The sequence below is a fragment of the Amycolatopsis thermalba genome, assembly GCF_003385215.1.
GTDB lineage: Bacteria > Actinomycetota > Actinomycetes > Mycobacteriales > Pseudonocardiaceae > Amycolatopsis_E > Amycolatopsis_E thermalba.
In genome coordinates this window covers 18,857-30,527 of the sequence record NZ_PQHW01000085.1, presented here as the reverse complement: position 1 = coordinate 30,527, position 11,671 = coordinate 18,857, and the positions used below count along the sequence as shown (strand labels likewise).

The window sequence follows — 11,671 nt, the reverse complement described above, 5'->3', positions numbered from 1 at the left end:
CCTCCCGCCACGCGTTCTCGTAGAAGGCGGCGATCAGCCGGCGATCGTCGCCGCAGGCGGTGGCCAGGAAGCACACGCGCGGCGCGCGCCCGGTGACCCCGGCGAGCTCGACGGCGTACCGGGTCAGCGGGCCGACCTCCCAGTCCAGGCGGGCCGAGGCCCGGATACCGCCGGAGGTGGCGAGGATCGTCGGTTCGTCGGCAGGCACGGCTGGGATCCTACGACTGGCGCTGATTGCATTCAGTGTATACAGTGCATCCCGTGACGACGATCTACGACCGCGTGCGGGAACTGATCGTCGGCGGGGTCTTCCCGCCGGGCGAGCGTCTGACCGAACTCGACCTGTCGCACCGCCTCGACGTGAGCCGCACCCCGGTGCGGGAGGCGCTGCGGCGCCTGGAGAGCGACGGCCTCGTCGAGAGCGGGCAGCGCGGGGTGATGGTGGTCCGGCTGAGCGACGGCGAACTGCGTGAGGCCTACCTCGTCCGCGCCAGCCTGGAAGCGCTTACCGCCGAGCTGGCCGCGCTGCGTCAGCGGGCGGGCGAGATCGCGCCCGCCGCACTCGCCCGGCTGACCGGCCACGCCGGCGACGCCGACCGCGCGACCCGGGACGGCGACCTGGCCACCGGGGTGCGGCACAACCGCGAGTTCCACCGCCACATCGCGGTCCTGTCCGGCAACGCGCTCGCGCTCGGCTTCCTGGACCGGGTGTGGGACCGGATCGTGGTGTCCACCCGCGACTCGCTGGCCGCGCCGAGCCGCACCGGCCAGGTCGACGACGAACACCGCCGCCTCGTCGCGGCGATCACCGCCGGCGACGGGCCGGCGGCCGCGGCCCTGGCCCGCGACCACGTCCTGAGCACCCTGTCCGCACTTCCGGGAGGAACACCGCGATGAGCAAGGAACACGGCTACCAGGTCACCGTCACCTGGAGCGGCACCACCGCCGGCGGCTACCGCGCCTACGACCGCGGCCACGACGTCACCGCCGCGGGCAAACCGCCCATCGCGGCGACCGCGGACCCGGCCTTCCTCGGCGACCCGGCCCGCTGGAACCCCGAGGAGCTGCTGGTGGCGGCGCTGTCGCAGTGCCACCTGCTGACCTACCTCGCGCTGTGCGCGCGGCACGGCATCACCGTCACCGGCTACCGGGACACCGCGACCGGCCGCATGGCCGAAACCCCGGGCGGCGGCGGGCACTTCACCGAGGTGACGCTGCACCCGGAGGTCACCATCGCCGAGGAGGCCCTGGCGGACAAGGCCGCCGAGCTGCACCACCGGGCGCACGAGCTGTGCTTCATCGCCGGCTCGGTGAACTTCCCGGTCCACCACGAACCGACGATCCACATCGGATAGTCAGGATCCCAGCGCCGCCACGATCCGCGCGCCCAGCTCGGCCGGCCTGCTGAACTGGGGCCAGTGCCCGGTCGGCAGATCGACCGGCGCCGCGTCGCGCATCGCCGCGAGTTCGCGCACGTACGGGTGGTCCGCGGCGATCAGCTCACGCACCTGCGCGGCCGGCATCGACGTGCAGATCACGGTCGCCGGGATGGCGCGGCGGCGCTCGTCGGACAGCTCGATCGGCTCGCGGGCCACCCCGACCGGCTCGGGCACGGCCTCGGCACGCATCCGGTCGCGCAGTTCGGCGGTGAGCCCGGCCAGCTCGGCCTCCTCGAACGCCGTCCAGTCCGGCAGCGGCACGTCGGCGCCGGCCGCGGGCAGGGCGTCGTTGATCGACGCGCCGCTGGCCAGCGGTCCGGCGTCGACGAAGACGATCCGCGCGACGCGATCGGGCCGGGCGTCGGCGGCCGCGTAGGCGAGCGGGCCGCCACCGGAGTGCCCGACGAGGGCCACCGGTTCGTCCTCGGCGTCGATCGCCGCGATCACGGCGCCGACGTGCTCGCGCACGCCGATCCCGGCGCGGTCGGCACCGGTCGACTCCAAGCCGGGCAGGGTCAGCGCGCGCACGGTGTGGCCGGCGGCGGTCAGCGCGGGCCCGACCTCCCGCCACGAGGACGCGCCCAACCAGAACCCGGGAACGAGGATCACGATCATGGGCCGAGCCTAGAAGGCCGGGGCTGTCCCCGATACCGATTTTGCCCGGTTCGCCCTACGGTCGCCGTACCGCCGCGGAGGCTGCCGATGAAGGCGACCACCGGCCTGCGTGACGCCGGGAACCTCCAGGCCGGGCAGCACGTGCTGATCAACGGCGCGTCCGGCGGGGTGGGCACGTTCGCCGTGCAGATCGCGAAGGCGCTCGGCGCGACCGTCACCGCGGTGTGCAGCACACGCAACACCGGCCTGCTGGCCTCGCTCGGCGCGGACCACGTCGTCGACCGCACGCGCGAGGACTGCACCCGCGCCGCGACCCGCTACGAGCTGGTGCTGGACCTCGTCGGCAACCGCGCGCTGTCCGACCTCCGCCGCGTGCCGGCGTGTTCGGCCCGATGGGGCTGATCAACGGCGCGTCCGGCGGGCACCCGCTGGAGAAGGCCGCGGAGGCGATCCGCTACCGGGAAACCGAGCACGCGCGGGCGAAGGTGGTGCTCACCGTCGGACGGCGGCCGCCGCGCGTGTGGTCACCTCGTCCCAGCGGCGCTCGCGCAGCAGGGCGGGCTCGGCCATCCAGCTGCCGCTCACCGCGGGCACCACGGGCAGCGCCAGGTACTCGCCCATGGTCTCCGCGGTCACCCCGCCCGACGGCATGAACGCCACGTCGCGGAAGGGGGCGGCCAGCGCGCGGATCGCGGCCGGCCCGCCGCGCAGCCCGGCCGGGAAGAACTTCACCTCGTCCAGCCCGAGCGCGGTCACCGCCATCAGATCGGTCGCCGTCGCCACGCCGGGCAGCGCCGGGACGCCCTGCTCGGCCGCGCGGCCGAGCACGTCCGCCGACACGCCCGGGCTGACCACGAACCGCGCGCCCGCCTCGACCGCCGCGTCCACCTGGGACGGCAGCAGCACGGATCCCGCGCCCACCAGCAGATCCGGCAGGGCCGACAGGCGCCGGATGCCCGGCAGGCCCGCGGGCGTGCGCAGGGTGATCTCGACGACGTCGATGCCCCCGGCCAGCAACGCTTCCCCGAGCGGCACCGCCTGCTCCGGCTCGTCCAGCACCACCACGGGCACGACCGGGCATCGCGACAGCAGGCTCATCGGACCACCTCCACCGGCTCCGTGGCTCCCAGTTCGTCCCGTGTGGGCAGTCCCTCCCAGTCGCCGGGCACCCGGCACACCGCCGCACCGGCCGCGTTGCCGAGCCGCAGGCACCCGGGCACCGGCTCGCCCGACACCAGCCCGCACAGGTATCCGGCCACGAACGCGTCACCCGCGCCGACCGGGTCGACGACGGTCACCGGCACCGCCTCGGCCCGGTGCACCTCACCGCCGTGCAGGGCCACCGACCCCAGCGCGCCGAGCTTGACCACCACCGTGCGCGGCCCGGTCTTCGCCAGCTCCCGCGCCAGATCCTCGCCCAGCTCGAACGACGGCTCGCCGGGCAGGTCGCGGCCGAGCAGCAGCGCCGCCTCCGCCGGCCCGGCGAACACCACGTCCGCGGCGGCGGCCAGCCGGGCGAGCACCGGCCCGGCCTCCGCGGGCGGCCAGAGCGTCGCGCGGTGGTTGACGTCGAACGACACCAGCGTTCCCGCCGCCCGCGCCAGCCCGATGACGTGGTCCAGTGTCTTCCGCGGCCCCGGGCCGAGCGCCGCGGTGATGCCCGTCAGGTGCACGACGTCGGCCTGCTCGACGACCGAGGCGTCGATGTCCGACGGGGACAGTCGCGACGCGGCACTGCCCCGCCGGTAGTAGCGCACGCGCCACGGTTTCCCGCCACGCATCTCCTTGACCATCAGCCCGGTCGGCGCCGCGGGGTCGGCCGCGGCGAGCACCCGCACGCCCTCGCCGCGGATCTCGCGGGTCACCAGTGCGCCGAACGCGTCGTCGCCGACGCGGCTGATCCACGTCGCGGGCACGCCCAGCCGCGCCAGCCCGATGGCCACATTGGACTCCGCTCCCCCGATGCCCACCGGCAGCGCCGAGCCGCCGGTCACCCGGCCCCAGGCCGGGGTGGACAGCAGGGCCATCGTCTCGCCCAGCGTCACGACCGTCATGAGCCACCCAATCGCAGCAGGACCTTGCTGCTGTCCCGGCCGGCCGCGACCGCCAGCGCCTCCCCCGCCTGGTCCAGGTCGAAGGTGTGCGTGATCAGCGGCGACACGTCCAGCCCTTCACCGAGGGCACGCACCGCGTCGGTGATCTCGTCGACGAACCGGTACGAGCCGATCCAGGTGATCTCGCGGGTCACCAGGTCGCCGAGCACCGCGGTGGCCGGTTCCCCGGGCAGGTTCCCGACCTGCACGAGCGTGCCGCCGCGCGCGGTCGCCCGCAGCGCGCCGCCCAGCGCCCCGGGCGCACCGGAGGCTTCGAACACCAGCTCCACGTCCCCGGGCAGGGCGTCCCCGGCGGCGAGGTCGACCACCTGATCGGCCCCGAGCCGCCGCGCGATCGCCAGTGCCGAGGGCGCCAGATCGGCCGCGATCACCGTCGCCGCGCCGCGGTGCTTCGCGGCCGCCGCGACCAGGCACCCGATCGGCCCGGCGCCGTTGACCAGCACCGTGCGGCCGGTGACGTCGCCGGCGCGGTGGACCGCGTGCAGCGCCACGGCCAGCGGTTCGGCCAGCGCGCCCTGCCGGGTGCTCACCCCGTCCGGCAGCGGCCGCAGCTGGTCCGCGCGCACGGCCCGCAGCTCACTGAACCCGCCGTCGGTGTGCGGGTGGAACGCCGCGGAGCCGAAGTACCGCACGCGCGGCAGCAGGTTGGTGCGCCCGGCGATCCGCGCGGGCAGCGTGGTGTCGCCGACCGGCTCGGCCGGGTGCACGGTCACCGGCTGCCCGGGCTCGACCCCGGTCACACCGGGGCCGAGCGCGGCGACCCGCCCGGCGACCTCGTGCCCGAGCACCAGCGGGTGCTCGAGCACGGCCGTCCCGGAGGCGCCGTGCCGCCAGTAGGCCACGTCGGAGCCGCAGATGCCGCCCCACTCCATCGCGACCAGCACCTCACCCGGGCCGGGCACCGGGTCCGGCCGGGTGTCGATCCGGACGTCCCCCGGGCCGTGCACGACGGCTGCTCTCATGCGGCGTCCTCCAGACGGACCAGGTCACGCCCGCGGGTCTCCGGCGCGAGGTAGGCGGAGACGAACGTGATCAGCGAGTAGGCGACGAGCATCGCCGCGATGGGCCACCAGTGACCGGTCACGGCGGTCAGCGACGCGGCCAGCACCGGGCCGATCGCGGTGGCGAGGATGCCGCCGATCTCCTTGGCGACGGCGAGCTGGGTGAAGCGGGTGCGCGACCCGAACAGCTCCGCCATGGTCACGCTCTCCAGCGAGAACAAGCCCAGCACACCCACGTTGAGGCCGACGATCATCGCGACGGTCAGCGCGGCCGTGCCGCCGCCTGCGATGGTCACCATCATCGGCGCGGCGATCACCACGGTCAGCAGCGACAGTCCCAGGTAGACCGGGCGCCGGCCGAACCGGTCACCCAGCAGGCCCACCACGGGGATGGTGACGAACCCGAGCAGCGAGCCGTAGACGATCGCCGCGGTCGGCACCGACTTGCTGACGGCCAGCTCGGTGGCGATGTAGCCGACCAGGAACGTCTGCACCAGACCGGAGTTGCCGGCCTGCCCGAACCGCAGCCCCAGCGCCAGCAGGAACGACTTGCCCTTGCGCTGCTTGAGACCGGCCTCGATGGTGCTCTCGCCGGACTCCTCGATCTCCTTGCGGGACAATGCGACCCCGTCGACGACGTCGGGCCGCTCCTCGAACACCGGGCTCTCCTTGAGGTTGGCCCGGATCCACACGCCGAGGATCAGCAGCACGAAGCTCAGCAGGAACGGCAGGCGCCAGCCCCAGCTCAGCAGCTGCTCGTCGGAGAGCACCGCGAGCAGCACGGCCCACAGGCCGGACGCGGCCAGCGTGCCGGAGTTGGTGCCCAGCGACACCAGCGACGCGATCAGCCCGCGGCGCTTGACCGGCGCGTACTCGGCGAGCATCACGGTCGCCCCGGCGATCTCCGCGCCCGCGCCGAAGCCCTGGACCAGCCGCAGCGCGACCAGCAGGATCGGGGCGGCGAGACCGATCATCGAGTACGGCGGCAGCACCCCGATCAGCGTCGTGGAGACCCCCATCAGCGCGATCGTGACGAACAGCACCTTCTTGCGGCCGATCCGGTCGCCCATCCGTCCGAAGTAGACCGCTCCGGCCAGCCGCGCGACGTAGCCGACGCCGTAGGTCGCCATCGCCGCGATCAGGCCGATGGCCGGGCTCACGTTGGGGAAGAAGATCTTGTTGAACACGATCGCGGCGGCCAGCGAGTACAGCTGGAAGTCCATGAACTCCATGGCCGTGCCGAGCCAGCCGGACATGGCGGCCCGGCTCAGGTCCCGGGTGGTGCGGGTCACGGCCCCTCCCGGCGCCGTCTGGGTGCTGTCGGTCATCGTGCGCTCCTTTGCTTCACGTGTGTGGCGGCGGTCTACGGTTCGATCCGCCCGGCCTCGACCTCGGGCAGGCGCGCCGCGATCGAGGCCACCAGTGCCGGGTCACCCGCCAGGTCGGCGCCGCCGACCACGATGAGCAGCCGGGCGACCGCCGTCGCCGCGTCCGGCGCTCCGTCCCAGCACGCGGCGAGGGTGTCCGCCGCGGGATCGGTGGTGCCGAAGCCGGCGCGGGTCGCGTGCGCCCACGCCGCCAGGGCCAGGGCCAGCACCGGTCCGGCGCCGCCCCGCTCCCGCAGCACGGGCAGCCAGCGTTCGGCGATCTTCAGCGAGCCGTCCGAGCCGATCTGCCGCAGCCGGTGGCCGATCGCGGGATCGGCGAACCGGCCGACCAGGGCGTCGACGTAGGCGGGCACGTCCAGGTCCGAGGCGGGCAGGGTCGGCGCGACCTCCGCCGTGAAGCCACGCACCATCCTCTCACCCCACCCGGTGGCGAGAACGTCGGCGACCGTCCGGCAGCCGGCGGCCAGGCCGAGGTAGGCCAGCGCGGAGTGGGAGCCGTTGAGCAGCCGCAGTTTCATCAGCTGGTGGGGCGCCACGTCCGGGACGAACCGGGCGCCGCCGGCCTCCCACGGCGGGCGCGGCGCGGCGAAGGTGTCTTCGAGCACCCATTGCCGGTAGGGCTCCGCCGCGACGGCCATCTCGTCGCGCACGCCGAGGGCGGCTTCCGCGGCGGCCTTGGCAGCCCCGGTCACCGCCGGGACGATGCGGTCGACCACCGTGGACGGGAAGGCGACCGCGGCGCGCAGCCAGTCCTGGACGGCGTCGCGGTCGGGCCAGTCCGACGCCGCGACGAAACCGGTGACCACGTCCGCCAGCGCGGCGCCGTTGCCGGCCGCGTTGTCGCAGGACACCACGCTGATCGGCGCGCGGGTGCCGCGGAAGCGGTTCGCCAGCGAGGTCGCCAGGCGGCCGATCACCGTGCGCGGCGGGCGGCCCGCGAGGTCGGCGGCGATCTCCGGGTGCGTGGTGTCGAGGCGGCCGGTGGCGGGGTCGCGGAAGTAGCCCTTCTCGGTGACGGTCAGGGTCACGACGGTCACCTCCGGCGAGGTGAGCAGCTGGTCGGCCCGCTCGGCGTCCGGCACCATCCGCAGCGCCTCGACGATCGAGCCGACCACGCGGGTCTCGCGGTCGGTGACCGAGAACAGGCAGTCCTGGATACGCAGGCCCTCGACCGGCTCCGGCGATCGCGGGTTGATCGCGGCGATGCCCCACGGCTGCCCGGACGCCGCCGCGGCGGCTTCGGTGTAGACGGCCTGGTGGGCGCGGTGGAAGGCGCCGAGTCCGAAGTGGACGACCTGCGGCGCGAGCTCGCCCGGGTCGGTCTTCGGACGGTTCTCCGGACTCAGGGCGTCCAGTGCGGACAGATCGAGCCTCACCAGTCGTGCACCGAACCGTCGAGGCGGCGCGCCACCGGCAGGTAGCGCGGCTCGTAGGGGAACTTCTCGGCGGCCTTCTCGTCGTACTCCACACCCAGGCCGGGCTCCTCGGAGGGGTGCAGCATGCCGTCGGCGAGGGTGACCCCGCTGCGGAACACCTCGCCGGTCTCCGGGACGTGCGGCATGTACTCCTGGATGCCGAAGTTCGGCACGGCGATGTCGACGTGCACGGCGGCGGCGAGCGTGACCGGCGAGAGGTCGGTGGCGCCGTGCGAGCCGGTGCGCACCTGGTAGAGCGCGGCGAGGTCGAAGATGCGGCGCAGGTGCGTGATGCCGCCCGCGTGCACGACGGTGGTGCGCACGTAGTCGATGAGCTGCTCGGTGATCAGGTGCTGAACGTCCCAGATGGACGAGAGGTTCTCCCCGACCGCGACCGGCGTGGTGGTGTGCTGCCGGATCAGGCGGAAGGCCTCCTGGTTCTCGGCGGGGGTCGGGTCCTCCATCCAGAACAGGCGGCAGTCCTCGACGCGCTTGCCGAACCGGGCGGCCTCGATCGGGGTGAGGCGGTGGTGGACGTCGTGCAGCAGGTGGAAGCCGAAACCGAATTTCTCGCGGACGGCTTCCAGGTAGGCGGGCGCGAAATCCAGGTAGGCCTCGGTGGACCACGGCTGCTCGTCGGGCAGCGCGGTGGCGGCGGGTTCGTAGACCACACCCTTGCGCACGCCGTAGCTGCCGCCGATGCCGGGCACAGCGGCCTGGGCGCGGATGGCGTGGTAGCCCTGCTCGCGGAAGCGGGCGACGTCGTCGAGCAGCTCCGCGACGTCGGAGCCGCTGGCATGCGAGTAGACCAGCACGCCGTCGCGGGAGCGGCCGCCGAGCAGCTGGTAGACCGGCAGGCCGGCGACCTTGCCCTTGATGTCCCACAGCGCGGTGTCCACGGCGGCGATCGCGGTCATCGTCACCGGGCCGCGGCGCCAGTACGCGCCCCGGTAGAGGTACTGCCACACGTCCTCGATGCGCGCCGGGTCGCGGCCGATGAGCAGCGGCGCGACGTGATCGCGCAGGTAGCCGGCGACGGCCAGCTCGCGGCCGTTGAGGGTCGCGTCGCCCAGGCCGGTCACGCCGTCGGAGGTGGTCAGGCGCAGGGTGACGAAGTTGCGGCCCGGCGAGGCCACGAACACCTCGGCCCGCTCGATCGTGCTCACGTTCGCTCCTTCTGTGTGGCAGTACTTGTATACAAGCATCTGTCGTGCAGAGCGTCAACTAGTCGGGCAGCCTTGTCGGCTAGTGTCGGTGTGGTGACCGGACGAGGACGCACGAACCGGCGGGTCGTGTACGAGACGCTGCGGCGGAAGGTGCTGACGCTGGAGCTGGCGCCGGGGGCGGCGTTGTCGGAGAACGAGCTGGCCGCGGCGCTGGGGGTGAGCCGGACGCCGGTGCGGGAGAGCCTGATCCTGCTCGCCGAGGAGGGCCTGGTGCAGGTGTTCCCGCAGGTCGGTTCGTTCGTGTCGCGGGTGGACATGCAGCGGGTGGCGGACGCGCAGTTCCTGCGGGAGGCGGTCGAGCTGGCGGCGCTGGAGGACTTGCCGGAGAGCCCGGACGCGGCCGTGGTGGCCGCGCTGGAGGCGAACCTGGCGCGGCAGCGGGAGCCCGGCATCGACCTGGAGGAGTTCTTCGCGCTGGACGAGGAGTTCCACCGGGGGCTGCTGGAGCTGAGCGGACACGACCGCGCCTGGCCGACGGTCGTGTCGGCGAAGGGACACCTCGACCGGGCCCGCCGGCTGGGCCTCTACGAGGCGAACACCCCGGAGGTCTTCGCGGGCCAGCACGGGGAGATCCTGAGGGCCGTGGTGGACCACGACGTGCCCCTCGCCAGGGACACCATGCGCACCCACCTGCGCGAGGTCTTCGCCGACATCGAACGCATCCGGGCCCGCAAGCCCGAGCTGTTCGCGTCGAACTCCGGATCCACCCCGGTGCGGCGGAACGTGGTGGTCTGGGAGTAGCCCGTGCGGCCGGCGCTGGATTCAGCCGAGCGGCCGCGCGGCCACGACCGCGGCCGGAGGTCTACCCGCGAGTTCCGAGCCGGACCTGTTTCAGCTGCCTGCCCGCCCGCTCGCGGTCCCACGTCCCCGGGGTGACCCCTTCGGCGCGGAGACGATGTTTCTCGATCTTGCTGGTCGGGGTCTTGGGCAGGGCGTCGACCACCCGGATGTAGCGCGGCACCATGAAGTGCGCGAGACGTTCCGTGACGAAGTCGAACACCTCCTCGGGAGTGACGGTCTCCCCGGCGACCGGCGCCACCACAGCCAGCACGTCGTCCTCGCCGTGCACACTCGGTACCGCGACCACCGCGCATTCCTGGACCGCCGGATGGGCCAGGATCTCCGCCTCGACATCGAAGGAGGAGATGTTCTCGCCCCGGCGGCGGATCGCGTCCTTGATCCGGTCCACGAAGAAGAACCGGCCGTCGCTGTCGCGGCGGAACGCGTCGCCCGTGTGGAACCACCCGTTCCGCCAAGCCGCAGCCGTGGCCTCCGGCATCTTCCAGTAGCCGGAGTTCATCGCCCACGGCCGATCGGTCCGGAGCACGAGCTCCCCGGCCACTCCTGGCGGGACCTCGCAATCGTGCTCGTCCACCAGCCGCGCCTGCACGCCACGGCGCACCCGTCCGCACATGCCGGGGATCGAGGGATCGGACTCGGAGATGATCGGGATTGACACCTCGGTCATGTTGTACATCGTCTGCACGGTGACGCCGAAACGTTCGGCGAACCCGCGCACGTCGTCGATCAGAGGGATCATGATGACCCGCCGGAGCGGGTGTTCTCGATCCTGGTCCGTGGGCGGCTGCTTGGTCAGGAAGGTCGCCATGACTCCGAGCAAGGTCACCTGCGTGGTGCCGGTACCGCGCACCGTCTCCCAGAATCCAACCGTGTCGAACCGCTCCACCACCGCGATGGACGCACCGGCCAGCAGCGCGGCGTAGGTGCCGATGGTTCCGCCGGCGTGGAACAGCGGAAGATTGACCATGTAGCGGTCGGACGGGGTCAGCTCGGCGGCGAAGGCGACCGCGGCCGTGGTCGCCAGCTGGACGTAGGAGCAGATGACCGCTTTCGACGGCCCGGTGGTTCCGGAGGTGAAGATCAGCGCATACGGATCCCACGGCTCGATCGGTCGTTCCGGCCGCACCTCCTCGCCCGTTCCGGTCCAGCGGTCGGCCGTGAACTCGATGACGTGCTCGACCCCGCTGACCTGGGCCGCGAGCCGGGGATGCGCCAGGACGACCCGTGCTCCGGACAGCTCGATCGCGTGGTCCAGCAGCCGGCCGCGGTAGGCGGTGTTGAGCGGCACGTACACGGCGCCGAGAAGGTTGATGCCGTACCAGGCGCGCACCGCTTCCGGACCGTTGGGCAGCCACACCAGGACGTGGTCCCCCTGTTGCACACCGAGTGCGCGGAGTTCCCGAGCGACGGCGTTGGCCGCGGCCCAGGTCTGCTCGTAGGTCCAGGAGGATCCGTCCTCGAACACGGCATGGACCCGATCCGGGTGGTCCCGGGCCTGCCGTCGCAGGATCGGTGCCAGTACGCATTCGTCGGCAGCGGGGACTGCCGGACTCCACCAATCCATGCTGACTCCTATGACGAGCAGGCGGCGTGTATGAACGTTTGTAAATAACAGGGTCGCCTCTGTCAAGCACTTGCCAAAGAACCTGCGGGCACTCATTCTGTATGTACG

General features: G+C 73.0%; 12 protein-coding genes and 1 pseudogene. 4 read left to right on the top strand and 9 right to left on the bottom strand.

Translation table 11 applies throughout. The annotated features are described in order from the left end of the window. Positions 1-208 (bottom strand): annotated as a pseudogene (locus tag D0D15_RS26935) (peptidase E); the annotation flags it as partial. A gap of 53 nt (positions 209-261) precedes the next feature. On the opposite strand from D0D15_RS26935, the gene D0D15_RS26930 reads away from it, so the two are divergent. Both D0D15_RS26930 and D0D15_RS26925 read left to right on the top strand, forming a co-directional pair. Beyond that, the gene (locus D0D15_RS26930; protein ID WP_198958304.1) at positions 262-897 is read left to right on the top strand and encodes a GntR family transcriptional regulator; all 636 of its coding nucleotides are present in this window, start codon (positions 262-264) and stop codon (positions 895-897) included. Continuing rightward, complete coding sequence (locus tag D0D15_RS26925) at positions 894-1,355, top strand: OsmC family protein (RefSeq protein WP_094007086.1); 462 nt, start codon at positions 894-896, stop codon at positions 1,353-1,355. The genes D0D15_RS26930 and D0D15_RS26925 overlap by 4 nt, the downstream gene beginning before the upstream one ends. Here the strand turns inward: D0D15_RS26925 and D0D15_RS26920 are convergent, their stop codons facing one another. Then, positions 1,356-2,054: an alpha/beta fold hydrolase gene (locus tag D0D15_RS26920; protein WP_094007084.1), complete on the bottom strand. Its 699-nt coding sequence runs from the start codon at positions 2,052-2,054 to the stop codon at positions 1,356-1,358. Positions 2,055-2,141: 87 nt separating this feature from the next. Between D0D15_RS26920 and D0D15_RS26915 the strand changes: the two genes are divergently transcribed. Then, a complete protein-coding gene (locus D0D15_RS26915) occupies positions 2,142-2,456 on the top strand; it encodes a zinc-binding dehydrogenase (protein ID WP_198958303.1) in 315 nt (104 codons plus the stop codon). Between the two features lie 90 nt (positions 2,457-2,546). Here the strand turns inward: D0D15_RS26915 and D0D15_RS26910 are convergent, their stop codons facing one another. From D0D15_RS26910 to manD, 6 genes are read right to left on the bottom strand one after another with little or no spacing between them, the layout of a single operon-like run. Beyond that, entirely contained in the window at positions 2,547-3,152 is a 606-nt protein-coding gene (locus D0D15_RS26910) for a bifunctional 4-hydroxy-2-oxoglutarate aldolase/2-dehydro-3-deoxy-phosphogluconate aldolase (RefSeq protein ID WP_115944839.1), read from the bottom strand. Then, positions 3,149-4,108 (bottom strand): sugar kinase, encoded by a 960-nt coding sequence (locus tag D0D15_RS26905; protein ID WP_094007081.1) that lies wholly within the window; start codon positions 4,106-4,108, stop codon positions 3,149-3,151. The genes D0D15_RS26910 and D0D15_RS26905 overlap by 4 nt, the downstream gene beginning before the upstream one ends. After that, on the bottom strand, positions 4,105-5,130 hold the full coding sequence (locus D0D15_RS26900; protein ID WP_094007079.1) for an L-idonate 5-dehydrogenase: 1,026 nt from the start codon (positions 5,128-5,130) through the stop codon (positions 4,105-4,107). The genes D0D15_RS26905 and D0D15_RS26900 overlap by 4 nt, the downstream gene beginning before the upstream one ends. Next, positions 5,127-6,497: an MFS transporter gene (locus D0D15_RS26895; protein WP_094007077.1), complete on the bottom strand. Its 1,371-nt coding sequence runs from the start codon at positions 6,495-6,497 to the stop codon at positions 5,127-5,129. The genes D0D15_RS26900 and D0D15_RS26895 overlap by 4 nt, the downstream gene beginning before the upstream one ends. A gap of 35 nt (positions 6,498-6,532) precedes the next feature. Further along, positions 6,533-7,933, bottom strand: coding sequence for a mannitol dehydrogenase family protein (locus tag D0D15_RS26890; RefSeq protein WP_115944838.1), 1,401 nt, complete (start codon positions 7,931-7,933; stop codon positions 6,533-6,535). After that, a complete protein-coding gene (gene manD, locus D0D15_RS26885) occupies positions 7,930-9,138 on the bottom strand; it encodes a D-mannonate dehydratase ManD (protein WP_094007074.1) in 1,209 nt (402 codons plus the stop codon). Before manD ends, D0D15_RS26890 begins: the two co-directional genes overlap by 4 nt. Positions 9,139-9,231: 93 nt before the next feature. Between manD and D0D15_RS26880 the strand changes: the two genes are divergently transcribed. Further along, complete coding sequence (locus D0D15_RS26880; RefSeq protein WP_233157381.1) at positions 9,232-9,939, top strand: GntR family transcriptional regulator; 708 nt, start codon at positions 9,232-9,234, stop codon at positions 9,937-9,939. A gap of 61 nt (positions 9,940-10,000) precedes the next feature. Here the strand turns inward: D0D15_RS26880 and D0D15_RS26875 are convergent, their stop codons facing one another. Beyond that, the gene (locus tag D0D15_RS26875) at positions 10,001-11,563 is read right to left on the bottom strand and encodes an AMP-binding protein (protein WP_094007071.1); all 1,563 of its coding nucleotides are present in this window, start codon (positions 11,561-11,563) and stop codon (positions 10,001-10,003) included. Positions 11,564-11,671: the final 108 nt, after the last annotated feature.